General features: G+C 43.2%; 20 protein-coding genes and 1 tRNA gene. 15 read left to right on the top strand and 6 right to left on the bottom strand.

Annotated features, from left to right (window positions below; genetic code table 11):
• Positions 1 to 63: 63 nt before the first annotated feature.
• The 7 genes from R3D86_11055 to R3D86_11025 all read left to right on the top strand — a co-directional run bounded on the left by R3D86_11055 (position 64) and on the right by R3D86_11025 (position 11,146).
• Positions 64 to 1,713: an electron transfer flavoprotein-ubiquinone oxidoreductase gene (locus R3D86_11055; GenBank protein MEZ5758747.1), complete on the top strand. Its 1,650-nt coding sequence runs from the start codon at positions 64 to 66 to the stop codon at positions 1,711 to 1,713.
• A 63-nt stretch (positions 1,714 to 1,776) separates the two neighbouring features.
• Positions 1,777 to 3,480: a tetratricopeptide repeat protein gene (locus tag R3D86_11050; GenBank protein MEZ5758746.1), complete on the top strand. Its 1,704-nt coding sequence runs from the start codon at positions 1,777 to 1,779 to the stop codon at positions 3,478 to 3,480.
• Between the two features lie 21 nt (positions 3,481 to 3,501).
• On the top strand, positions 3,502 to 4,353 hold the full coding sequence (locus R3D86_11045; GenBank protein MEZ5758745.1) for a 4-(cytidine 5'-diphospho)-2-C-methyl-D-erythritol kinase: 852 nt from the start codon (positions 3,502 to 3,504) through the stop codon (positions 4,351 to 4,353).
• A gap of 146 nt (positions 4,354 to 4,499) precedes the next feature.
• Entirely contained in the window at positions 4,500 to 5,198 is a 699-nt protein-coding gene (locus R3D86_11040) for a polysaccharide biosynthesis/export family protein (GenBank protein MEZ5758744.1), read from the top strand.
• Positions 5,183 to 7,294, top strand: a complete 2,112-nt coding sequence (locus R3D86_11035) for an SLBB domain-containing protein (protein ID MEZ5758743.1) — start codon at positions 5,183 to 5,185, stop codon at positions 7,292 to 7,294. The genes R3D86_11040 and R3D86_11035 overlap by 16 nt, the downstream gene beginning before the upstream one ends.
• 51 nt (positions 7,295 to 7,345) lie before the next feature.
• Positions 7,346 to 9,757, top strand: a complete 2,412-nt coding sequence (locus R3D86_11030) for a YjbH domain-containing protein (GenBank protein ID MEZ5758742.1) — start codon at positions 7,346 to 7,348, stop codon at positions 9,755 to 9,757.
• A gap of 99 nt (positions 9,758 to 9,856) precedes the next feature.
• Positions 9,857 to 11,146: a nucleotide sugar dehydrogenase gene (locus R3D86_11025; protein MEZ5758741.1), complete on the top strand. Its 1,290-nt coding sequence runs from the start codon at positions 9,857 to 9,859 to the stop codon at positions 11,144 to 11,146.
• Positions 11,147 to 11,179: 33 nt separating this feature from the next.
• Here the strand turns inward: R3D86_11025 and R3D86_11020 are convergent, their stop codons facing one another.
• Positions 11,180 to 11,998: a YdcF family protein gene (locus tag R3D86_11020; GenBank protein MEZ5758740.1), complete on the bottom strand. Its 819-nt coding sequence runs from the start codon at positions 11,996 to 11,998 to the stop codon at positions 11,180 to 11,182.
• Between the two features lie 161 nt (positions 11,999 to 12,159).
• Between R3D86_11020 and R3D86_11015 the strand changes: the two genes are divergently transcribed.
• Positions 12,160 to 12,233, top strand: a tRNA-Gln gene (locus R3D86_11015).
• Between the two features lie 65 nt (positions 12,234 to 12,298).
• On the opposite strand, the gene R3D86_11010 is transcribed toward R3D86_11015, so the two are convergent.
• Together R3D86_11010 and wecB are read right to left on the bottom strand one after the other, a co-directional pair.
• Positions 12,299 to 12,844 carry a hypothetical protein gene (locus tag R3D86_11010; protein ID MEZ5758739.1) on the bottom strand — a complete coding sequence of 182 codons (546 nt, stop codon included), beginning with the start codon at positions 12,842 to 12,844 and terminating at the stop codon, positions 12,299 to 12,301.
• Positions 12,845 to 12,893: 49 nt separating this feature from the next.
• On the bottom strand, positions 12,894 to 13,991 hold the full coding sequence (wecB, locus tag R3D86_11005) for a UDP-N-acetylglucosamine 2-epimerase (non-hydrolyzing) (GenBank protein MEZ5758738.1): 1,098 nt from the start codon (positions 13,989 to 13,991) through the stop codon (positions 12,894 to 12,896).
• 665 nt (positions 13,992 to 14,656) lie between these two features.
• Here wecB and R3D86_11000 point away from each other — a divergent pair.
• From R3D86_11000 to R3D86_10970, 7 genes are all read left to right on the top strand, one after another.
• Positions 14,657 to 15,313: a polysaccharide export protein gene (locus tag R3D86_11000; protein MEZ5758737.1), complete on the top strand. Its 657-nt coding sequence runs from the start codon at positions 14,657 to 14,659 to the stop codon at positions 15,311 to 15,313.
• A 154-nt stretch (positions 15,314 to 15,467) separates the two neighbouring features.
• Positions 15,468 to 17,060 (top strand): GNVR domain-containing protein, encoded by a 1,593-nt coding sequence (locus tag R3D86_10995; GenBank protein ID MEZ5758736.1) that lies wholly within the window; start codon positions 15,468 to 15,470, stop codon positions 17,058 to 17,060.
• Positions 17,061 to 17,081: 21 nt separating this feature from the next.
• A complete protein-coding gene (locus R3D86_10990; GenBank protein ID MEZ5758735.1) occupies positions 17,082 to 18,032 on the top strand; it encodes an XrtA-associated tyrosine autokinase in 951 nt (316 codons plus the stop codon).
• Between the two features lie 34 nt (positions 18,033 to 18,066).
• Positions 18,067 to 19,497: a TIGR03016 family PEP-CTERM system-associated outer membrane protein gene (locus tag R3D86_10985; protein ID MEZ5758734.1), complete on the top strand. Its 1,431-nt coding sequence runs from the start codon at positions 18,067 to 18,069 to the stop codon at positions 19,495 to 19,497.
• Positions 19,498 to 19,505: 8 nt separating this feature from the next.
• The gene (locus tag R3D86_10980) at positions 19,506 to 20,579 is read left to right on the top strand and encodes an XrtA-associated ATPase (protein MEZ5758733.1); all 1,074 of its coding nucleotides are present in this window, start codon (positions 19,506 to 19,508) and stop codon (positions 20,577 to 20,579) included.
• Between the two features lie 23 nt (positions 20,580 to 20,602).
• Complete coding sequence (locus R3D86_10975) at positions 20,603 to 21,496, top strand: DUF3473 domain-containing protein (protein ID MEZ5758732.1); 894 nt, start codon at positions 20,603 to 20,605, stop codon at positions 21,494 to 21,496.
• Positions 21,497 to 22,534 (top strand): FemAB family PEP-CTERM system-associated protein, encoded by a 1,038-nt coding sequence (locus R3D86_10970; GenBank protein ID MEZ5758731.1) that lies wholly within the window; start codon positions 21,497 to 21,499, stop codon positions 22,532 to 22,534.
• 19 nt (positions 22,535 to 22,553) lie between these two features.
• On the opposite strand, the gene R3D86_10965 is transcribed toward R3D86_10970, so the two are convergent.
• The 3 genes from R3D86_10965 to R3D86_10955 all read right to left on the bottom strand — a co-directional run.
• Positions 22,554 to 22,799 (bottom strand): hypothetical protein, encoded by a 246-nt coding sequence (locus R3D86_10965; GenBank protein ID MEZ5758730.1) that lies wholly within the window; start codon positions 22,797 to 22,799, stop codon positions 22,554 to 22,556.
• Between the two features lie 408 nt (positions 22,800 to 23,207).
• Entirely contained in the window at positions 23,208 to 23,897 is a 690-nt protein-coding gene (gene phoB / locus R3D86_10960; GenBank protein ID MEZ5758729.1) for a phosphate regulon transcriptional regulator PhoB, read from the bottom strand.
• Between the two features lie 140 nt (positions 23,898 to 24,037).
• Positions 24,038 to 24,208: ATP-binding protein (locus R3D86_10955; protein MEZ5758728.1), on the bottom strand; the 171-nt coding region annotated here is incomplete at its 5' end.

Raw genomic sequence — 24,208 nt, 5'->3', positions numbered from 1 at the left:
TCATTGACGACACAATGGTTTTACGGGTATTGCTTGATAAAGAACCGAAAGGAGCGGGGCATTATGGAACGCGAGTTTATGGAATATGATATTGTGATTGTCGGTGGTGGTCCCGCCGGACTAAGCAGTGCAATCCGTTTCAAGCAACTGGCTGATCAGGCGGGGAAGGATTATAGCGTTTGTGTTCTTGAAAAAGGATCGGAAATTGGCGCCCATATCCTTTCCGGTGCGGTGATTGACCCTATTGCCCTTAATGAACTGTTTCCTGACTGGCGGAATATGGATGCCCCCGTCACGGTTGAGGTGACTGAGAACAAGCATTATATGCTAAGCGAAAAGGGCAAAACGTCACTTCCCCATTTTTTAATGCCGCCGCTGCTGAGCAATAAGGGAAATTATATTGTCAGTCTTGGCAATTTAAGCCGCTGGCTCGCCGGACAGGCCGAAAATATGGGGATTGAAATTTTTCCGGGTTTTGCGGCTGCGGAAGTTCTTTATCATGATGACGGCTCGGTTAAAGGGGTGGCCACCGGTGATATGGGTGTGGCGGCAGACGGTAGCCATAAGGACAGCTATATGCCGGGTATGGAACTTCATGCGAAATATACATTCTTCGCCGAAGGGGCGCGCGGATCACTCAGCAAACAGGTGATTGAAAAATTTGATTTAAGAAAAGACAGGGAACCGCAGACATACGGCATCGGCATCAAGGAACTCTGGGAAGTTAAAAGTGAAAAGCATAAAGAGGGAACAGTCATCCATACCCAGGGCTGGCCGCTGTCAAATGATACAGTTGGCGGTGGTTTCTGTTATCATCTGGACAATAATCAGGTGGCGATCGGATTTGTGGTCGGTCTTGATTATGCTAATCCTTATTTATCGCCGTTTGATGAAATGCAGCGTTATAAAACCCACTCGTTGTTTGAAGGTTTGTTTGATGGGGCAAAGCGGATTTCCTACGGCGCGCGCGCCATTAATGAAGGCGGGCTACAATCGGTGCCGAAGCTTAGCTTTCCGGGCGGTGCGCTCATTGGCTGTTCTGCCGGGTTTGTTAACGTGCCGCGCATTAAAGGGACCCATAATGCCATGAAAAGCGGAATGCTGGCAGCGGAGGAAGCCTTCAAAGCCTTTGAAAATGGTGCTTCAGGGGCGCTCGACGGCTATGAGCAGGCCTTTAAGGACAGCTGGATTTATAAGGACCTTAAAAGGGTCCGTAATGCCAAACCTGCTATCCATAGGTTTGGGGCGTTTTGGGGGACGCTATATGGTGGCTTTGATATGTGGATGAATAATATTGGTCTTGGGTTTTTGCTGCCCTGGACTTTTTCCCATGACCGCGACAATGAATGCCTTAAACCCGCGGCGGAATGCGAAAAAATTAATTATCCAAAACCGGATGGGGTTGTGACGTTTGATAAACTTTCCTCGGTATTTCTGTCCAATACCAACCATGCCGAGGATCAGCCCTGCCATTTAAAATTAAAAGATGAAAATGTGCCGGTCGCTGTTAATTATGAAATATATGACGGGCCGGAAGCACGGTTCTGCCCGGCAGGGGTCTATGAATTTCTGATGGACGGCGAAAAACCGCGACTACAGATTAATGCACAAAACTGTGTTCACTGCAAAACCTGTGATATCAAGGATCCAAACCAGAATATAAATTGGGTGACACCGGAAGGCGGCGGCGGGCCTAACTATCCGAATATGTAATATTTTATTAGTATAATCATGTGTATGTTAGAAAAAAATATCAGGTAAAAGGCAATTTAAAGAATGAATTATATATTGAGCAGACTGTTCACCGTGATGACGTTGGTGGTGTTAATGGCATCGGTCGTTGTCTCTTTTTTTGTCTCGGCGTCCGGTCAGGCGGTTTCGGAGGACAAAGAAGAGCTGCCCTTTGGTGAATATCTTGCCGGAAGACACGCCCTTTCAAACAATCAGTATGATGTCGCCGCCGAAAATTACCTGAAAGCGCTTGAATATGATCCTGATAATGTGTCGCTTAATCAGTTTACCTTAGGTATTCTGGTGACGGACGGCCGCTTTGAAGATGCCATAAAAATTGCCAGAAAACTTGAGGGCCTTGACCAGAAAAGTGATCTTTCCGAACTTATTCTGTTTTTTAACGATGTAAAGCAGAAGTCGTATGCAAAAGCCCTTGAGGATGTTGATACCATTTCGAATAGTGGCATTTTGAACCTGATCAAGCCGATTTTCAAAGGCTGGATTTATGCGGGTCAGAAAGACAGACAGTCACTGGATGGCATTGTTGCGACATTTGATGAAGCATCCAGTTTTAATTTCTTCAATTATTTTCAGGCAGGCCTGATGTATGAATATCTGGGAGATATTGAACAGGCTAAGCTGTATTATTCAAAATCACTGAATGAGGGTGGCTCACCGAGCCTCCGGGCAATCGAAGCTTACGGAAAAATTCTTGCCCGTATGGGCGATAAAAATCAGGCCGTTGATGTGTTGCAGGGGTATCTAGATGAAGCGCCGACAAATGTGCAAATAAAAGCGGCCCTTGATGAAATTGAAAAAGGCGGGAAGCTGGCGCCATTTATCAGTGACGTAAATGATGGCTATGCGGAGCTTTTTTATTCAGTCGCCACCATTTTGATGCAGGATAATGTCAGGCGGGTCGCCACAAATTATCTGCAATATGCTCTCTATTTTAAACCGGATTTTCCGCTGGCCAATTTCCTTCAGGCTCAGATTTTCGAAGATGACAAGTTTTTTGAAGGGGCGGAGAAGCAGTTAAACCGCATCAGCAGCGACAGTCCGCTTTATTTCCAGACGAACCTGCAAAAAGCATGGCTTTATAACGAGATGGCTCTTTCTGATAAGGCTCTTGAAGCATTTAAGGCGTTGGAAAAACAGTATCCTGATAATCGGGAAGTGCTTAATGCCCTGGCTGAATTTTACCGTACCCACGAGCAGTATCAGGACGCAATCGGTGTCTATGACAAGGTTGTTGCGACAGTGGATAAGGAAACGGAAAGGGACTGGATCCTTTATTATACGCGCGGCATAGTGCTGGATCAGCTTAAACGCTGGGACGAAGCGGAAGGGGATTTCAAGAAAGCCCTGGAAATCAGACCCGAACAACCGATGGTGATGAATTATCTGGCCTATTCGTGGGTTGATCGCGGCAAAAATTATGAAGAAGCAAAAGCCATGCTTGAACGTGCAGTTGAGCTTAGACCCAATGATGGATATATCGTTGACAGCCTTGGCTGGGCGCTTTTTAAAATGGGCGATGTTGAAGAAGCGGTTCCGGTGTTAGAGCGGGCAGCACAGCTTCAAACGCAGGATTGGGCCATAAATGACCATCTGGGCGATATATATTGGGTGGTCGGGCGGAAAAATGAAGCGCGCTTTCAATGGCGTCATGCCCTGTCTTTAAAACCGGATGAAGATAAAATTGACGGTATAAAAGACAAAATTAAAAACGGTTATCAGAAAAAATAATCTTATAGTTAAAGGCAAAATGTGCTTGCAGCGGCTAAAATTAATCTTGATTTGCGGATAACGGGCCGTCGTGATGACGGTTATCACCTGCTTGACAGTATTGTTGTTTTTGCTGACTACGGAGATATACTGACAGTTGAGACTGGAAGGGGGCTAACTCTCGAAATTAGCGGGCCTTTTTCTGATGGACTGGACTATGGGCCTGATAATCTTATCATAAAAGCCGCACAGCTATTCTTTAAAGAAACGGCCATTTCACCAAATGTGAATTTTAAGCTCATAAAAAATCTACCGGTCTCTTCCGGAATTGGTGGTGGGTCTGCTGACGCAGCTGCCGCCATCAGATTATTAATGGATTTATATAAGCCGGAAATCAGCCAAACAAGAATAATGGCATTAGCCCTTGAAATTGGCGCGGATGTTCCTGTTTGTCTCTACAGCCAGTCAGCGCAGATGTGTGGTATTGGTGAGAGAATTAAGCCAATTACAATAGCGGATGACATATATATGTTGCTTGTTAATCCCTTAAAATCGGTCAGTACTGCAGATGTCTTTAAAGCCTATGCCAATTCGGGTCAGGATTTTGAAAGTGAAAGAGAAATCGCTAAAGGTCCGGTTCATATTCAGTTAATGCTGAATATCCTAAAAGACAGCACAAATTCGCTGGAGCAGGCGGCTTGCGCTCTTGAAAGTGAGATTGAGGACATTTTAAAAGCACTCAATAAAACAGAAGGGGCATTAATCAGTCGAATGTCGGGAAGCGGAGCTACCTGTTTTTCGCTTTACCGCACAAAAGAGGACTGTGCCGCAGCAGCCTTAAAAATAAGGGAATTTAATAAAAGCTGGTGGGTTAGGGAAACAAAAATAATATAAAGGTTTCTATAGGATTGGATCCTGAAGTCAAATGATACAGAAATGTAATACTTGCGCTTCTTTGCCTTTATGCTAAATTCGCCATTATGCTTAAAGTATATGGTTAATATTTATGTTTAGGATTTATAGTCAGGGTTTCGAAGAGAATGGTCAGAAGAAAAAATAGCGTCCTTAAAATACTGTCATTTTTCCTTGTTGTGCAAATTGCAGGTATGTGTTCTGCATTTGCGCAGTCAGGACTGGAACAGTCTATATTTGATCAGATCAAACGGCAAACGGGCTCTACCACTGATGCAACCACTGTTCGATCCCCGCTGGATCAGACCCGTCAACAGGACTATGTAGATAAACTTAATGAACAGCTTGAAAGAAGGAAAAATGCGGGTCCGTCGATCATTGAAAAAGATTATAATGAGCGTCTGGGGGATATTGAAGAACAAGACAATAAAGAACTGACACAGTTTGGATATACTATATTTGACAGACTGCCGATGATGAACCAGATCATGACCGGTACTGTTCCGGACAGTTATAAGCTGGGCGTGGGCGATGATCTGATTGTCAATTTTAAAGGTTCGAGAGAAGAAGTTATTTCTGTAAAGATTGACCGGGAAGGCCGTCTTATTATCCCGTCACTCAATCCGATGAATGTTTCCGGCTTAACGCTGGGTGAGGTTAAGGATTCATTAGAAGCTCAGGTTTCTGAAAGTATGATCGGAACCGAGGCCTATATTTCTGTTGCAACACTGCGTCAGATTTCGGTTCTTGTTGCGGGCGAAGTAGAAAATCCCTCAATTGTCAATACCACGAGTCTGTCAACCCGATTGAAGTGCTGTTACATGTAGGTGGTGTTAAAAAAACCGGCTCTCTCAGAAATATAATTCTACAAAGAGGGGATCAGAAAATTCCCGTAGACTTATATGATGTTATTGAAGGATCCAGCGGAGAACTGATCAATTTGCAGGATGGCGACCGGTTGATAGTTCCGACCATTGGCGCAACAGTGGCCATATACGGTAATGTTATCAGGCCCGGAATTTATGAAGCACCGGGCGGACAGTCAAAAATTTCTGCCCAAGAAGCCCTTTCACTTGCCGGTGGAACCATTAGATCGCGGGGAAATGCCATAACCCATATGCGCTTTGATAATGATGGCCGTTCCAATTTCGAAAAACTGGATATGAGATCCGATATCGCTGGCGGTGAAATTGTCGTTGTAAACCTGCTTGAAAATTCTGAAGTTGGCAAGGTTACATTGACCGGGCATGTGACAACCCCGGGTGTTCGGTCGGTAAGTACATATTCTACGGTTAAAGATCTGATTGGATCGGTTAAAAATCTGACCGATAACCCATATTTGCTTTTCGGCGTTATTGAACGCACAGATCCTTTGACCAGAACGAGAACTTTGATCCCCTTTAATCCACAGAAAGTTCTTTATGGAAATGAAAATGTTAGTTTAATTGATGAAGATAAAGTCATCATTTATGGCAGTGATGATATTGAATTTTTAAGATCCGATGCAATCCGTCAGGCGGTTTTTACCAGTGAATATCTGGAAGAAGAACTGTTGCCCAACGGTAATATTAACAAGAAATATTGTGAACCTGTAAAAAATCTTGCCAGTATTATCGCCGATACACAGTCAGACCGCTTTGCAACCGCTATCCGTGCTGTTTTCGTACGCCGTGAAAGCACCCAGGAACAGGATAAAGACAGGGAATTAACACTTGATGATAGTGAATTGGCGCTGCTCAATGAACAGCGCCGCCAATCTTTGCTCGCCTTAAATGCCGTTCCGACCGATCAGGCGGTAAGGGAATTGAATAAAAGAGCCGATGAAGATATGGAAGGGGAAGAGGAAGTTGTTGATTATTCCAATTGCCCAAGGATTTATCAGGATGTGAGTAACCTTCTTTCCTTTACTCTGGAACATATTATCTCTGTTGATGGTGCGGTTAGATTGCCAGGCGTGTTTCCGATTACCACTGAAACGTCGGTTGATCTCCTGTTGTCTGTTGCCGGCGGCACGTCAAATGATGCCAACATGAACAGAATTGAAATTACCAGCTACCGCGAGCAGGCAAAAGACGGCAACCTTGTGATGAACTGGGAATATATCGATAGTTCAGTTTCCAATCTTAACAAAGTGACCGTTAATCCTGGTGGTGGTGTGCGGGTAAGCAGTGTTTATACCAATTTTGAATCTGGGGCGGTGCTTCTTTCCGGCGAATTTGTTGAACCCGGCGTTTATACCATCCGCAAAGGGGAGAAGCTTTCATCACTTATTGCCAGAGCCGGTGGCATTACTGATCAGGCCTATCCCTACGGCGCCATTTTTACCAGAGACCGGGTGAAAACCATGCAGCGTCAGCAGATGCAGCAGACGGCCCAGAGATTACAGTCGGCGATGGTTTCCGCTTCCGTGAAAAAGAATGTTGATCCAAATGGCGCCATTGCCCTGCAACGGATGATTAACGGTATGGCTGATCAGCAATTTTTGGGACGCGTTGTTATTGAGGCTGACCCGGTTGTCCTGGGGCTTGATCCAAGCAAGGATATCGTCCTTGAAGCAGGTGACAGTCTGTTTATGCCCAAAAGACCGAATTTCATTGTTACCGTCGGTGATGTGTTAAATCCAAGTGCGCTTCAGTTTGTTCCTGGAAAAGGCGTCAGCAGCTATCTTGAGGAAGTGGGCGGGTTTACCCGTGCTGCTGACGAAGATCGGGTGTTTGTTGTTTATCCTAATGGAGTTGCCAAACCAATCAGCCTGGCGTCATGGGGCGGGGACAGGAACCTAAGTATTCCGCCGGGTTCGGCCATTGTGGTGCCTACAGACCTCAGCCCGTATGACAGCCTGACTCTGGTGCGCGAAATCGGCGACATATTCAGAAATCTGGCGGTTTCAGCAGCATCGATCGCGGTTCTTGTCAGAAATTAATGCTGACGTTTGAAAGAATTTCTATAATGAAAGGCTGAAAGGCATATTTACATGAAATATTTCAAATATGCCCTTTGGCCGACATTATTGCTTACTCCCATTACTGTTAAGGCCCAAGATTTATCTTATGTATCTGATCGGGATAGTGGATCATTCGGGTCTTTCGGTGGCGTTGGTCTTTTGGAAATGCGTAATGCCCGTTTTTCAGAAGATGGGGAACTTGCTGTCGGCATTGACCATATTTATGGCGGCCAGAATTATTATGCCACGTGGCAGGCGACGCCATGGCTGGAAACGACACTTAGATTTTCTGATTATAATAAACCCAATGATGGTATAGATAAAGGGCTGGATATAAAGGTCAGATTGCTTGAAGAAGGAAATTATAAACCATCTATTGCCATAGGGCTTCAGGATTTGCTCGGGGACGGCGTATTCAGTGGTGAATATATTGTTGCCAGCAAAAAAGTCTATAATTTTGATGTCAGTGTTGGGTTTGGATTTGGCAACTTGGCAGGCCGTGACCGTCTTTATAACATCATGCGCATATTCGGGGACGGGTTCAGCAGGCGCAGTTTCAATGATCCGGAATCGGAAAAACTGCGTTTCGGCAATTATTATTCCGGTGAAAAAATGGCCTTTTTCTGGGGACTGGAATATAAAACTCCCATTGAGGGCTTAACAGCCAAGCTTGAATATTCAACAGTTGATCGCTCACAGATTGATATATTTAAAGACTATGAAAGCAAGACGGCCTTTAATTTTGGCCTAAATTATAAAGTAAATAAATGGATGGAAGTTGGTGGTGGCCTGCTTCATGGCAATCAGATCGCTTTACAGCTGACACTAAAACAAAATCTGCATAAGCCAGTGAAGCTCGGCTTTGCCAGCGGCCCCCCGGTTGATGAAATAAGGTCACGCGAACTTAAATTAAATGCGGTTAATGCCACTGATTATAAAAATAAGTCAGACGAAGATATAATTTTTGAAAGACTTCAACAGATGGGCTTTGACATAACGTCGCTTAGTCTTAATGATAATCTTATTGAAATTAATGTAGCACCCAACCAGCTTCCTGCACAAGACAGACAGTTGGTATTGGGGGCAGTGCTTGAAAATTATGAAAAGGTCAGGATCAATTTTCCTGATGATGCTTTGGAAGGGGAGCAGGATAATGCTGACGGGCAGTTGGCCTTGAATGCCTTCAGGTCTACAGCTTTTTATAGTCGCGAGCTTTCCAATGTGACAGAAACGGACAGACAGCGAATTGCGCATTCAATTATGGACAGAATGTCGGACAGAAAACTGATGCCTGAAGAAGTGGTTGTTGGTGAGAATGAAGTTTGGGTAACTAAAAATATTTCACCGTTTACCGATATTCCGGTTAATGTCGGTCGCACTGCCAGAATATTAACGGTGGAAGCACCAGACGATGTGGACCGGTTTAATATTATTTCAATGGAGCGGGGGATCAACGTATCAAAAGTGTCGGTTTTGCGTAAGGATTTTGAGAAGATTGCCGATTATAACAGCAGCCCCGAAGAAATTCTGGCTGATGCAACGATTGAAGAACCGGACTTGGGTCCACTTGGTGGTGAGCGTTACAATAGTTATCCGAATTTTGACTTTGGTATTTTACCGGATATCGAAACACATTTTGGCTCAGTAAAAGATGACCATTTTAAAGGTGATTTAAATTTAAAAATATTTGGACGGGTTAATATTACAGATGATCTACAGTTTTATGCGGAAGCAAAGCAGAACATCGTAGGTAATCTTGATCAACTGCCGGTCTCGGATAACCCCAATGTGCCTCATGTCAGAAGTGATATCGGTTTATATGCAGCGGAGGGAAAAACGAGTATTCAGCGTTTAAGCCTTGAATATATTAAAAATCCGGTCAGAAATATTTATACAAGACTGACCGCAGGGCATCTTGAAGCAATGTATTCCGGTATCAGTGGCGAAATTCTTTATCAGACATTTGAAGGCAGTCTTTCATTCGGTCTGGATTTAAATTATGTGAAACAGCGTGGTTATGATCAACTATTGGATATGCGGGACTATAAAACCCTTACTGGCCACGGAACCATCTATTATGTGAATAAAAAATATGATATTACCAGCAAAGTTAGCTTTGGCAGATATCTGGCAAAAGACTGGGGCACAACAATCGATATTTCCCGGCAGTTTGGCAATGGAATAAAAATTGGTGCTTATGCAACTTTCACGGATATGAGCTACAGTGATTATGGCCGGGGCAGTTTTGATAAAGGAATTTATATGACGATACCGTTTGATTTCTTCTGGTATCGACAAAGTCGTGAACAATTTAGATTTGATTTCAGAAGGCTGGGTAAAAATGGTGGTCAGAAACTGGATCATAATACAAATCTTTTTGACCTTTTATCCTCAAGTCGGCCATATAAAATAAGAAACGGCTGGGGCAGAATACTGGAATAAGATTATTTCTTTGTTTTATCATAATATCTTATAAATTTTTTAATAATTTTGGGATAGCTTCGGGCTAAATTCTAATAATAAAGAAAAGTGGAATAATAAATGTCAGCATTAAAATTAACACCTGAAACACGAATTGTTGTTGTAGGGCTTGGCTATGTGGGTCTTCCTCTTGCCGTGGCACTGGCAAAAAAATTCAATGTGATTGGCTTTGATATCAGTGAACAGCGTGTTTCTGAACTAAAAGACGGGTTTGACCGTACTGAAGAAATAGAACGGGAACGTCTGGTCGCCAGTACGCTCAAAGTCACAAGTTCTGTGGAAGATATCAAGGATGCTGCCGTTTATATTGTCACCGTACCAACACCGGTTGATAAGAAAAATAAACCTGACCTGACGCCGGTTCGCTCCGCTTGTGAAATTGTTGGGCCAGTCATTGGCAAAAACAGCATTGTTGTTTTTGAAAGTACAGTTTATCCAGGTGTGACTGATGAAATTTGTGGTCCGATCCTTGCTGAAAAATCGGGACTTGTATGCGGTGAAGACTTTTTCCTGGGCTATTCACCTGAACGGATTAACCCGGGCGATAAAGTTCACACAGTGGATAAAATTACCAAAGTGATCTCCGGCCAAACGCCGGAAGTGGTGGATGTGCTTGATGAGCTTTATTGTGCCGTGACAACCGGCGGTGTGTTCAGAGCCGCAAACATCCGTGTTGCGGAAGCTGCCAAAGTTATCGAGAATGCCCAACGCGATATTAATATCGGTTTCGTCAATGAGATCACCATGATTTTCCAAAAACTTGGTATTTCCGTTTACGATGTGCTGGAAGCGGCCGGGACAAAATGGAACTTCCTGAAATTTACGCCGGGCCTTGTTGGCGGACATTGTATTGGTGTTGATCCTTATTATCTGGCGGAACGCGCAAAACAGATTAATCACGATCCACGAATCATTTTGTCGGGCCGGGCCATTAATGACGGAATGGCGGATTTTGTCGCAGAACGAATTTGTGCCCAACTGTCAGGAAACGGTAAAATTCTTGTTCTTGGTCTTACCTTTAAGGAAAACTGTCCAGATCTTCGCAACACAAAAGCGATTGATTTGATTGCGGGCTTAAAAGTCCGTGGTTTTCAGGTTGATGTTCACGATGCATCAGCTGACCCGGTCGAAGCCAAGAAATTTTTCAATATTGACCTAAAACCGAACCTTGCCGATCTTAAAGATCATTCCTATACGGCGGTGGTCGGTGTCGTCGCCCATGACAGCTATAAGGATATACCGGGCAGTGAATTTGAACGGTTGCTGGAGCCAGGCGGACTTATTGCTGATATTAAAGCAATGTGGCAAAATATTGAGAAGCCAAAATATATCAGAAAATGGCAATTATAAAATGATGCTAAAGGCCGGATCATCCGGCCTTTTTTATGGCATGGACGGAAAAAAGCTGCTTGAGCGTCCTGTAATATAATAGGCAAAAAGCCCAATATATTCATGTATAGCCAGATCAAATCGCATCATATTTTCTGAAAAACTAAATTCAAATAACCCATCATATTTAAGCGTCGATTTATAATCTACCGGATAAGGTTGAAAATTTATGCCCGCTTTTTGGAAGGCACCAACGGCGCGGGGCATATGAAAAGCACTGGTCACCAGTAGCCATTTACCGGTTTCTCCCGGTTTTATAAGGGCTTTGCTTTCTATGGCATTGGTGCTGGTGTTATAGGATTTACTGTCAAACCTTAGTCGAGAAATATCAATTGCTTCCTGCTCAAAAAATAATTTTGCGACATCATTTTCACTCATGTCATTGTCTGCGAAGCGAGTACCGCCGCTATGGATGATGGGTAGAGTGGGATATTTTCTGGCAAGATAGGCAGCGGCGAATAACCTTTCGCCGCCGTGATTTAAGGTTGGCTGTCCGGATGCTGTACTGATGGATGGTTTTTCAGAGCCGGCAAGGACAATAATGCCGGCATAGGGCTGCTGATCCAGTTTGTTGCGAAAATCATCCATCCGGCATTCCAGCGGCCACATGACCCAGCTTGATAAATTTGAAAAGCCGATAACAGTGAGCAAAATTGTTGCTGTACCGATTAAACCTATTCCTACAGTTCGATAGCTTTGCTTAATGTGGCTGAGCCGAACAAGAAAAAGTCCGGTTATCAACAACAGGATCAGAAAATTGCCTGGCTGTAATATGATCCATATGCCTCTTGAAATCAGGTTATCGATTGCCACTTTGTCATCCTAAATATGTATCTTATGCGACTGATTTAAAAGCCTAAGTATTTATCAGATAAATTTAAAGTCAAAAAAAAGCAAAATAAGTAAAAAACATTATTGCAAGTTTAACTGAAACTCACTATGTTCGCACCACCTTGAAGAAAACTGTTCATTTTTGGGGTGTAGCCAAGCGGTAAGGCATCGGGTTTTGATCCCGTGATCCCAGGTTCGAATCCTGGCACCCCAGCCAACAGTTTCAGACTTTCCTCATTTTAGAAGATCATAAATTTTTGGCTTACTCGCGAAGTCAGAAAATTATTTCTTTCCGGTCGGATATTCTATCAGGACGTAATTTGCTGTTTTCTGCCAGTTGGCCAGATCCCAGTCAAAAGCATTCTCATTGATATAGGTATAAAGATAGCCGGTCTGTGGGCAGGAAAGATTTGTTTTTTGAGTGGTTTGAGACCAGTTGGAAAAATAACTGCCTTTTCCGGAAATTCCATTTGTCCAGACAAGAATAGAATCTTCACAAAAAAACCGCAGGCCGATCCATGTATCCTGCATAAATGCGAATTTCCCCACCAGGAAACGGTGTACTTCCGGCCGGTCAATAACCGCAAGCCGCCCGGACGTGTTTTTAAATTTATGGGCAGACGCCAGTGCCTGTGCATCGTTCCAGGTTTGACCGTTATTGCGGATCAGTTCAAAATAGCTTTTTGTCGTGCTGCTGTAATATGGGCCTGCTGTAAAGGCACCATCTTCGCTTGGAAAACGGCGATTGGTGTCTGTTAAGCCCAATGATATTGGCAATATAACAGACAGACAAAAAGTGAAAGACAGTAATAACAGTTTTCTGATCATTTTAATTCGTATCTCATTTCCTGAGGTTAATGGCACAAATTTACAGTAATCAATTTAATAAATTGTAAATGATGTCCCTGATACGATTGGCCGTATTTCCGTCCCATTTATCGGGTTTGGTTCCGTGTATCCAGTCACCGGAAAGGACTTTGTCCACATTTTCTGACAGTGCTTCAGGTTTGATCAGTTTGTTGGTTCCCTCTGTGACCGTGATTGGACGTTCTGTATTATCCCGCAAAGTCAGGCAGGGAATATCAAGATAGGTTGTTTCTTCCTGAATGCCGCCTGAATCTGTTATGGCGAGTTTTGCCGATTTTACCAGGCTCATAAAGGGAACATAACTGATCGGTTCAATCAGGATCAGATTTTCATGCATCTGAAAATCATTCCATAATTTATTAGCAATTAGATTTTTTTTCGTTCTTGGATGAACAGCAAAAATCAGTTTTACTTTCTTAGAATTTTCAACCAAACCATCAACCAGTTTTTTAAGTATGCCAGGATTATCAACATTGGATGGACGGTGAAGGGTAACTACCCCATATGTTTTTGGTTCGAGACCATATTTCGCCGGCGCATTTTCAGCATCGATTTTATCACGCAGCAGTTCAAATGAATCCATCATAATATTACCGACCCTGATAATCCGGCTTTCCGGATGACCTTCGTGTCTTAAATTTTCATCAGCATCGGGGGAAGGGGTCCATAAATAATCACAAATGGCATCGGTCACCAAGCGGTTTATTTCTTCCGGCATTAAGCGGTCACCACTACGCAGTCCCGCTTCCAGATGGGCAACCTTTATATGCAGCTTTGCTGCCACCATTGCGCAGGCGGCTGTCGAATTTACATCACCCACCACAATCAGCAGATCTGGTCTTTCAACATTCATACAGATATCTTCGTACGCCATCATCACTTTGCCGACCTGCTCCGCATGAGTGCCACCCCCGACGCCCAGGTGAAAGTGCGGCTCAGGCAACATAAGATCGGCGAATATATCATCGGACATATTGGCATCATAATGCTGCCCTGTGTGTATAATGCTGACCTTGCACCAGTCCTGATCGGCAAGCGCATGATAGAGTGGGGCAATTTTCATAAAATTAGGCCGCGCCGCCGCGATGAGATGGATGTTATGAGGCATTAATTATCATTTCCTTTGTTTATTTATCGGTATATTTCATAGGAGAATTCCTAAGAATTACCTGATTATTGTTACTTTAATGTTATAGGCATTTAAGGGTTAAAAAAATATGTTTTTTTGAAGTGATTCTTTTTTTTGAAAAATATTTTACGTTCTTTATGGTTAATAAAATAGGTTAAATTCCCAAAATGGCACAAAACATGGTTAACAAAATATTTTTTTTTGCTATTTTAAGCTAATTCCTGCATTAAGCATGAAATTATGGTATTTTATATTCCGCGGCAGATTAGAAAACTTTGAGTATTCTGCCAAAAAATAAGGACGGGGTGTTCCTGGTGTTTGTAATAGTATTTGAGTTGAGTTAGATGACATATGGTTTATTTGCAGTTTTTGGGTGAATTGACTGAGAGCCATAATTGATATCGAAGAATGATGTCGTGAAAAAAACGGACGTCATATTATCCGAAAATCACATTCAGCAACCATTTAACAAAATATTATTATTTATGCAAAGTAACATCATCAGATCTTATTTTAAAATAAATCTGCGTGAATTTTGAAAAATTTATAAAGATTTAAGAAAGTTAGATTAATAACAGTTGTATTACCTTAGCTGAAAATGGTGCGGGTTTTAATATTAAAAATAATAAAGAAGGAATTTAATCGTGCAAAGCCTTTTGAAAAATATGAATAACACAGCAGCAAATGTTGCTAAGATTTGTCTATCTCTTTGTATGTTTGTTGTCGCCGGATGTGGTGGGGGAGGCTCAGGTGAACTTCCGTCAGCTCAGTTTGTGACGGCTAATGAAGGTCCTGGTCCACAGTATATTGTCGGCCCGCTAGACACACTTGAAATTTTCGTATGGAGAAACCCGGAGCTATCAAGACCGGTTACTGTCCGTCCGGATGGCCGCTTCTCAATGCCATTGATTGATGATATGCCTGCTACAGGGAAAACACCAACACAATTGGCCCGTGATATTGAAGCACGTCTTGATCAATATCTGCAAAGCCCGATTGTGACTGTTCTGGTCAGCGGCTTTCAGGGACCATTCGCACAACAGGTACGTGTTGTCGGTTCTGCGACTGCTCCTCAGGCAATACCGTATCAGGCAAATATGACTCTACTTGATGTTATGATTGCTGTCGGTGGACTAACAGAATTTGCCGCAGGGAACAGATCAACACTCGCACGTGTCGAAAATAACAGCCAGAGAGAATATACAGTTCGTCTTGATGACCTTCTTAAAGATGGTGATGTATCAGCGAACGTTAAAATTGAACCAGGTGACGTTATCATCGTTCCTGAAAGCTTCTTTTAGGCTTTAGAAATTTTATATAAATGACCCCGGTCGTGTTGCGACCGGGTAGATGGAAATGAAGTAAGTTTTTCTTGATGGATAGTTATGACTGCGATGGTCAGGTTAAGAAGAATTGATTTGAAGGCAATAGAGTTTTAATTGAAAGTACACAAAGATGAACGAAATTTATACTCAGTTTATATCAATCTTGTACGGGATTTGGCGCAACAGAAAAGTTGCACTTGCTATAGCATGGGGAGTGTCAATTTTAGGTTGGCTATATGTATCGCAAATTCCAAACCAGTATGAATCAAAAGCCAGACTGCATTTTGACTCTGACCGTGTGCTTACGCCTCTGATGTCAGATCTGACAGTCAATAACAATATTTACAATCAGATTCTGGGTATGCGTGAGACGCTTCTTGGACTTGATAATGTAAAGAAGGTTATCCTGGGTACAAATATCAAAAATCTTGTCAGCCCGACCGGTGAACTTACAGATGACCAGCTTAATGGCATGGTCAGGGAAATTGCCAACAACTTCAAGATTGAACCCGAATCAACAACCCTGTTCAGCATGTCTTATGCAAGCGAAAATCCTGTTTTTGCACATGGTGTCGTTCAGGGCTTCCTTGATGCGTTTATGGGCGGTCAGCTTATTGACAGTTCCAGCGAACTGTCAGGAGCTATGTCATTCATTGAGAAGCAGCTCAGTGATCTTGAAGTGAAACTGGAAGCAGCGGAAAAAAGACGTTCCGAATTTGAACAGGCCAATATGTCCTTCCTGTCCACTTCCGGTCAGTCATATATGCAAAGCCTGAGTGCTGCCAGACAGGAAGTCACCGATGTTCAGTTGCAGATAGACGAACTGAAAAGTCAAAAAGATCAGATCATTCAGTATCGTGATGAACTGCCGCCATTTGTTTCATCCTTTGGTGCAGGACCGATCAGCGGTGCCCAGCGCGTAACGATTGAAACCAGAATTGCGTCAATGGTTACACAGCTGGATGAGCTTTATGTCAAAGGATATAAAGAACAGCATCCTGATGTTGTCATCCTGCAAAATCAGATCAAGGCGCTGCAGGATCAGCTTGTTGAGGAAAAAGAAGGTCTTGCAAAAGCGATGAATGACGGTGATACATCTGCCCTTTCATCAATGGATGGCTTAAGACCAAACCCGCTGTTTGACCAGCTCAGTATTAAACTTGTTGATATTGATGGTGAAATGGCCAGACTTGATGCCCGTAAAGCTCAGCGGGAAGCCGTTGTAAGCAATCTATTGGCGCTTTCACAGCGTGTGCCTGAAGTTGAGGCAGAAGCGACAAGACTTAACCGTGATTATGATATTTTGAGAGACAATTATAATACGCTTCTCAGCAAACGTGAAGAAACACGTATGTCACAGGTTCTTGAAGATACCTCACAGGGCATTAATTATAGCCTGATTGAACCTGCGACAATGCCAACGTCGCCTGCCAGCCCGAACCGTCTGTTCCTGGTGGTTGTCAGTATGGTGGTTGGCATTATTGCCGGATGTGGTGTGGCGTTCATTATGAACCAGTTCCACAGCACTTTCTCTTCCGAACAGAAACTGCGTGATGTCTTTAATCTGCCGGTTCTGGGAAGTGTCTCTGCGATTTTATCTAAGCAGGATGAAATTCTGCGTAAACGTAGCATGGTCGCGTCCTCTGTCATGTTTGGAGGACTGTTCGTTGCTGGTGTCTTTGTTTACATAGTTCTTGAACGAATGAACGCTAGTGTAGTTTAACTTTTTAAAGAAGATTTGAATATGAACGTGAACGAAAAAAAGAAAACAAAGGAAAGCCTTGTTGAGCGTGCTGCAAGAAAACTTGCAGACAATAAACAGGCTCCTGACATTCAGTCTCAGACAAAAGCAGCGAATGGCGAACTTGTTAAACCGGCCAGTTACAGTGTTCGGGATAATAAGGTGGAACCTACATTGAAGCGTGAAGATACTTCCCGTGAAAGCTTGAAAGAGATCAATCCTGCAATCAAAATTGATCATGATCGGCTTAACGAGAAAAATATTCTGACCCTGAATAATGATAATGTGCTCGTTGCAGAGGAATTTCGTCTGATTAAAAGAAGCCTTCTGATCAATGCATTTACGGGTGGTGAAAATGCTATCGAAAACGGCAATATTATTATGGTGACCAGTTCGCAGCCAGATGAAGGGAAAACATATTGCGCCCTAAGTCTTGCGCTGAGTATGGCAAAGGAAAAAGACCTTAATGTGCTTCTGGTTGATGCTGATGTTGCCAAACCGGATGTTATGAACACGGTCGGGGTTAAAGGTGGTAAAGGCCTGATAGATGTTATCGGAGATGACAGTATTGATCTTGCCGAATGCATTTTGAAAACCGACATTAAGAATTTGAGCATTCTGCCGGCTGGTAAGAAACATTCCTTTACGACAGAGCTTCTGGCCAGTGAAAAAATGGGTAATCTGATTGATGAACTTGCCCAGCGCTATCATGACCGTGTTATCGTCATTGACAGTCCGCCTGTTCTGGCAAGCAGTGCATCATCCGTGTTGGCGATGCATGTGGGACAGATTTTATTTGTTGTTGAAGCTGACAGAACTTCTGAAGAGGAAGTCAAGGAAGCGCTGCAGTTGATCAAAAATTGTAAAAATATTAATCTGATTCTCAATAAGGCTCAGATCCATACCGGAAATAAGAGATTTGGTTCATATTACGGTTACGGGTATAATCAATAACAAAGATAATAAGAACTGTCAGGACACTATAAAAATGAAAAATAAAGTCGGAACAGCCATAGTAACAGCGGCAATAGGAGCCCTTGGGAGCACTTCAACATCATTTGCGGCAGACTGGCAAATTACGCCTTATCTTAACGTTGCCGAGATTTATACGGATGACGTTAATCTTGATGCTGCGTTTGCGCAAAGTGACTTTGTGACCCAGACCACTGTCGGTACCAGAATTGATACGACAGGCCCAAGGTTCAACCTTAATCTGGATTATGGGCTTACCCATCTGTTTTATCCGAGCCTGTCGGGTGATAAGGATGAGTTCCGTCATAACCTACAGGCGACGGCAGGGTCCGAACTGGTCCGTGATTTTGTTTTTATTGATTTTAATGCGTCGATGACTGAACAGTTTATTGACCGTAGAGCGGCTTTCTCCACAGTCAGCCTTGCCCGGACAACAAACAGGGGTACTTTATCGATTATTGATGTTTCTCCATATACGGTAAACAGAATTAACGGTAATTTTGCCACTCTGACAAACAGATACAGATATAGTTATATTGATCTTTCACGGAACATAACCCTTACCGGTGTTGATCTTGGTGAATCATCCGCCCAGTTTCATGAAGTGTCCTCAACATTGGCCAGTGGCACCAGATTTACAAAATTCACCTGGAGTTGGGCCAACTCTTTCCGTCGTGAGAGAGGTAGTAATACAACGGACAATGATATCTATACTTCATTGGCCAGTGGTGATTATCAGTGGACAAGACAGATTGCCTTTATCGGTCAGGTCGGTTTTCTTAAGCGGAATTCGGACTTTGCCGGCGGGACGTTTTCCGGTGTCATCTGGCGTGCTGGTGGTCGATTGACACCAGGGCCAAGAACCGTACTTACCGCGACTTATGGTAAAGAGTTTTACGGAAATACATTCAATTTTTCAGGAAGCTATCGTCTGACAGACAGAATTGATCTTACTGTGAACTATTTTGACCGGTACAGCTCATTTCAGGATATTGCCCTTAACAACGTAATAAACGGGGATAATAACCCGTCTGTTCCCGTTCAGCAGGACGTTATTAACAATAACTTTAACAGGCAAAAGCAGTGGAATGCCGGTATTGTCGGTGTTAGAGGACGTTCAACGATTGGTGTAAGTGCAAGCTACTCCAAAAATACATCCAACGATGTGGCTTCAACCTATATTCGCCGTGCTATCGGTATTGACTGGACAAGACGATTAAGCCCAAGATTATCATTTAACGCAGCGGCCAATCTGATGGAAGATGACTTTTTCACGGACCCTGGCAAGGACGTGTTTATCGCTTATAGCGGCAGATTTGATTATACCATTTCCCAGAATATAACAGGAACAATTGAGTATATTCATACAAAACGTAATCAGTTGTTTTTTAACTATGTTCCCCGCATGTCAAATTATGTTAGTGTCGCCATTGGTGTTACTTTCTAGGAATAAACATGTACTCAGAATTTTATAATTTAACTGGTAAGCCGTTTCAGCTAACGCCTGATCCAAACTTTTATTTTGACAGCAGCACGCACCATAAAGCGATGGCTTATCTGTCCTATGGTATCAGTCAGGGTGAGGGGTTCATTATCATTACCGGTGAAATCGGGTCGGGTAAAACAACCCTGGTCGGGCGGCTTTTGCAAAGCCTGGATCCAGCCGAATTTGTCACGGCAAAAATTGTGACATCTCAACTTGATGCGGATAATATTCTGAAAATGGTGGCTGCCGCCTTTGGCATTGACATTAAAGTTACGGATAAAGCCATTATGATTACTGAAATTGAAAAATTTCTGCGTCACAATAATAAAATGGGGAAAACCACGCTGCTTCTTATTGATGAAGCACAGAATCTGACGACACAGGCCCTTGAAGAGCTTCGTATGCTGTCCAATTTTCAGGAAGGCAATAAAGCGCTCCTGCAGAGCTTTCTGGTTGGTCAGCCTGAATTTCGTGATAAATGGGCGTTCGACCCGGCACTGGAACAGTTGCGCCAGCGGGTGATTGCCACCCATCATCTGTCACCAATGACAGCCGAGGAAACCAAAGAATATATTGAACACCGTCTCAGTCTGGTTAACTGGCAGGGAAACCCTGCATTTTCAGAAGATGGACACGCAGAAATATATAAATATTCCGGCGGCGTTCCCCGTAAACTGAATACACTCTGTACCCGTCTGTTGCTTTTTGGGGCAATAGAGGAACTGGACGTTATTGACGGGGAAGTGGTTAAAGAAGTGCTTGAGGATATGGAGCAGGATAATTATGCCGCTTCTGCAAGTGCGCGACTGGCCCAGAACGGCACGCTTGGATCAAACGGGAACAGCAACGGATCCTATAATAACGGTGCCCAAATCAATATTTCTGAAGAAGCGATCGAAGAAGCCAAGGAAGCAGGACTGACAGCGTCTGCCGAGCTGATTAAGCTTAGAAAACGGGTCGTTCGTCTTGAAAAGAATATCAAAATTCATGACAGGACCATTAAAGGGACCATCGGAATAGTTGAAGATTTGCTAGACGCTTAACTCAAGAGAGGATCGGATTTATTATGGCCTCACCAGCGCCGGCTATATCAGAAGAAAAACCAGTAGAACAATCATCTGCCATTATCAACGCCATGACCGTTGATGTGGAGGATTATTTCCATGTTGGCGCTTTTGAAAATGATATTTCCAGGGATGACTGGGATAATCTGCCATGCCGGGTTGACAGAAATACAAGAAAAACCCTTGAGCTGTTTGATAATTATGGCGTTAAAGCAACCTATTTTGTGCTGGGATGGGTGTGTCAGCGGTATCCGGAGCTGATCAGGGAAATTCATAATCAGGGTCATGAAGTGGCCAGTCACAGCATTGGTCATCACCGTGTGACAGATCTTTCCCGCAAGGAATTTGTTGAGGATATTACAAAGTCAAAAAAACTGCTTGAAGATACAATCGGTGCGGCTGTTATAGGCTATCGTGCACCAAGCTTTTCAATCGGCGAGCGTAATATCTGGGCACTGGATTGCCTGAAGGAAGCGGGCTATCTTTACAGTTCAAGTATTTACCCGATCCGTCACGATCATTATGGTATGCCGAATGCGCCACGGTTTGCTTTTAAGCCGATTAACGGCAGTGATTTTCTGGAAATGCCTGTGACCACATTCGAGGTCATGAATAAGAAATTCCCCTGTGGCGGTGGCGGGTATTTCCGGCTATTGCCCTATGGCCTTTCAAAAATGGCTATGGACAGGGTCAATAATCGTGATCAACAGGCCTGTATATTTTATTTTCACCCGTGGGAAATTGACCCGGACCAGCCAAGACAGGAGCAGGCCGGTTTCAAATCCAGATTTCGTCATTATACAAACCTTGAAGTAATGGAAAGCAAGATTGAACAATTGCTTCTTGATTTCAAATGGGGACGAATGGACGATATTTTTCTTAAAGGCAATGTATAAGTGACTGAAATTAAACGCTTAAACATATTGGCCGGCTGCACGGACTGGGATCGTTATGTGATGATGCATGATCATGGGAGCGTCTTTCACCTATCGGCCTGGGGGCGGAGTGTCCATAAAAGTATGGGCCACGATTATTATTATCTTTATGCTGAAAAGGATGGGGCAATCTGTGGTATTCTGCCGCTTATTCACATTAAAAGCCGGCTGTTTGGCAATTCACTGGTTTCTGTGGCATTTTCCGTCGGTGGCGGACCATTGTTTGATGATGCTGAAACACTAAAGCTATTGGATGCGTATGCCAAGAAGATTGCGGATGATCTGGCTGTTGATGCCATGGAATACCGTCAGGTCCAAAGATGTCATGATGACTGGCCGATCAAGGCGGAAACATATTCTACTTTTCGGAAAAATTTAAGCGCAGATAACGAAGAAAATATGCTGGCAATTCCGCGCAAACAGCGAGCTATGGTGCGAAAAGGCATCAATTTCGGTTTGACATATGAAATCGATGAGACGGTTGACAGGCTATATCATCTCTATTCAACCAGTGTCCGGAACCTTGGCACTCCGGTCTTTCCAATAGCTTTATTTAAAGCGTTAAAAGATGAATTTAAGGATGACTGCGAAATTCTCACGGTTTGTTCACCGGAAGGAAAGGCCATTTCCAGCGTTATGAGCTTTTATTTTAAAAATGAAATTATCCCCTATTACGGTGGTGGCGGGGTGGATGCACGCACCTATGCGGCCAATGATTTTATGTATTGGTCCGTCATGGAACATGCGGTTTCAGCGCGCGGTGTTACCCTGTTTGATTTCGGTCGCAGCAAAAATGGCACAGGGGCATTTAGTTTCAAGAAAAACTGGGGTTTTGATCCAACACCACTTGAATATGAATATTATCTAAGGGAAGGGGACGACATCCCCGAAGTTAATCCGCTGAACCCTAAATATCAGCTGATGATTAAAACCTGGCAGAAGCTGCCGTTACCGGTGGCAAACTTCGTCGGCCCATTCATTGCCCGCTCACTCGGCTGATTTATTCCAATAAATAAGTCTATTGATTAGACGGCTTTTTCCCGGCAGCCGGAAGAATATTTTCCATTGACGCTGCCTCTTCTGCACTTGGTTCATTCTTAGCAGTAATGGTAGTGGTTTCGTCATCGCCGCCCCCCGTTAGGGAAGAAAAGGATGTAAAGGCGAGGGCCCAGCCCAGCATCGCGCAAATGATCCAGGCAAACACAGACATTCTGGCTGATAATTTGGATGAATCATTTTCAAAAATCTGTTTTTTCTCTCTCATTTCGAGTTCCATATTATTAACACCCAATTTTGCTTATTTTTATTTTAAAGTATTAACGAAAATGGTTAACAGCCCATTAACTATGATTCATATTCATACGTTTATTGTAATTTTATTGTTATTTTACAATAACTTATAAGATAAACCATATGTTAACTATATTTGTTAATTAAAATTAACCATACATATTAATATCTTAATTGCAAGCATTTCTTAATGCTGACAGTTAGAAATGTGGCATAAGTATATATAATAATGGATAAAAGTGGCTTATTGATGGCACTCTTTTCTTAATTATTTTATGGTTAAAATCACGATTTGCTGACCAGATACAAAAAGACCGTGCTGAAAAATATCATCAGCACAGTCCTGATTGTTGGGAGGGTTTTATAATTTTACAGCTTAATATTAAATATTTGTATCAAGTGAATATCCGGCACTGCGCACAGTACGGATAATATTTTTCTTGTTCCCGTCGTTCAGGGCTTTCCTGAGGCGGCGGATATGAACATCAATTGTTCTGGCTTCCACATAAATATCGTTGCCCCAGACCATATCAAGAAGCTGTTCACGGGAAAATACCCTTTGCGGATTTTCCATGAAGAATTTCAGGATATTAAATTCAGTAGGGCCAAGATGAATTGGCACGCCATCACGGCAGACTTTTCTCATGGACAGGTCCATTTCGATGCCGCCATATTCAAGCGATTGTTCACTGAGGGCCGGTCTGATGCGTCTGAACATGGCTTTTATGCGAGCGATCAGTTCCTTGGGCGAAAAGGGTTTGGTGATATAGTCATCGGCGCCTGTATCCAGGCCGCGAATACGGTCATTTTCCTCGCTGCGGGCAGTGAGCATGATAACCGGTGTGTTGCGAGTGTTTTTATCACGACGAATGCGGCGGCAGATTTCAATGCCGGATAAGTTTGGCAGCATCCAGTCCAGCAGGATCAGGTCAGGTGTATTTTCAATGGCACTCAGTAACCCCTGTTCGCCATCAACTTCAACCATAACATCATAGCCTTCTGATTCCAGATTGTATCTGATAAGTTCGGTCAGGCTTGCGTCGTCTTCAACAAGAAGAATTTTTGCAGACATACTTTAATACTCTGTCAATCGGTTTCTTTTTACGGTGTCTGTATGCCATTTTATTGTTACATTAATATGACATTCAGCCAATATAATTGTTACATTAATATGACAGGTGCTAAGGCTTAATACTTCCCGTCAAAAACTATTTACTGCTTTTCTGGTAACAAAACTGTCACTTTCGTATAGTGCCCGACTTCGCTTTCGATTTTAAGTTTTCCTTCGTGGCGCTGGATAATATGTTTAACAATGGCAAGTCCAAGACCGGTGCCTCCAAGGCTTCGGGAGCGGGCAGTATCAACCCTGTAAAACCGTTCAGT

This window comes from Emcibacteraceae bacterium (genome assembly GCA_041396985.1).
Lineage (GTDB): Bacteria > Pseudomonadota > Alphaproteobacteria > Sphingomonadales > Emcibacteraceae > Pseudemcibacter.
This window is presented reverse-complemented; position numbering and strand designations above follow the sequence as displayed.

Excerpts from the sequence above, each read along its gene's own strand:
- R3D86_10990 (MEZ5758735.1), top strand. The coding sequence starts at position 17,082 with ATGAACGTGAACGAAAAAAAGAAAACAAAGGAAAGCCTTGTTGAGCGT.
- R3D86_11050 (MEZ5758746.1), top strand. The coding sequence starts at position 1,777 with ATGAATTATATATTGAGCAGACTGTTCACCGTGATGACGTTGGTGGTG.
- R3D86_10980 (MEZ5758733.1), top strand. The coding sequence starts at position 19,506 with ATGTACTCAGAATTTTATAATTTAACTGGTAAGCCGTTTCAGCTAACG.
- phoB (MEZ5758729.1), bottom strand. The coding sequence starts at position 23,897 with ATGTCTGCAAAAATTCTTCTTGTTGAAGACGACGCAAGCCTGACCGAA.
- R3D86_10975 (MEZ5758732.1), top strand. The coding sequence starts at position 20,603 with ATGGCCTCACCAGCGCCGGCTATATCAGAAGAAAAACCAGTAGAACAA.
- R3D86_11040 (MEZ5758744.1), top strand. The coding sequence starts at position 4,500 with ATGGTCAGAAGAAAAAATAGCGTCCTTAAAATACTGTCATTTTTCCTT.
- R3D86_10985 (MEZ5758734.1), top strand. The coding sequence starts at position 18,067 with ATGAAAAATAAAGTCGGAACAGCCATAGTAACAGCGGCAATAGGAGCC.
- R3D86_11025 (MEZ5758741.1), top strand. The coding sequence starts at position 9,857 with ATGTCAGCATTAAAATTAACACCTGAAACACGAATTGTTGTTGTAGGG.
- R3D86_11010 (MEZ5758739.1), bottom strand. The coding sequence starts at position 12,844 with ATGATCAGAAAACTGTTATTACTGTCTTTCACTTTTTGTCTGTCTGTT.
- R3D86_10995 (MEZ5758736.1), top strand. The coding sequence starts at position 15,468 with ATGAACGAAATTTATACTCAGTTTATATCAATCTTGTACGGGATTTGG.
- wecB (MEZ5758738.1), bottom strand. The coding sequence starts at position 13,991 with ATGCCTCATAACATCCATCTCATCGCGGCGGCGCGGCCTAATTTTATG.
- R3D86_10965 (MEZ5758730.1), bottom strand. The coding sequence starts at position 22,799 with ATGAGAGAGAAAAAACAGATTTTTGAAAATGATTCATCCAAATTATCA.
- R3D86_11055 (MEZ5758747.1), top strand. The coding sequence starts at position 64 with ATGGAACGCGAGTTTATGGAATATGATATTGTGATTGTCGGTGGTGGT.
- R3D86_11030 (MEZ5758742.1), top strand. The coding sequence starts at position 7,346 with ATGAAATATTTCAAATATGCCCTTTGGCCGACATTATTGCTTACTCCC.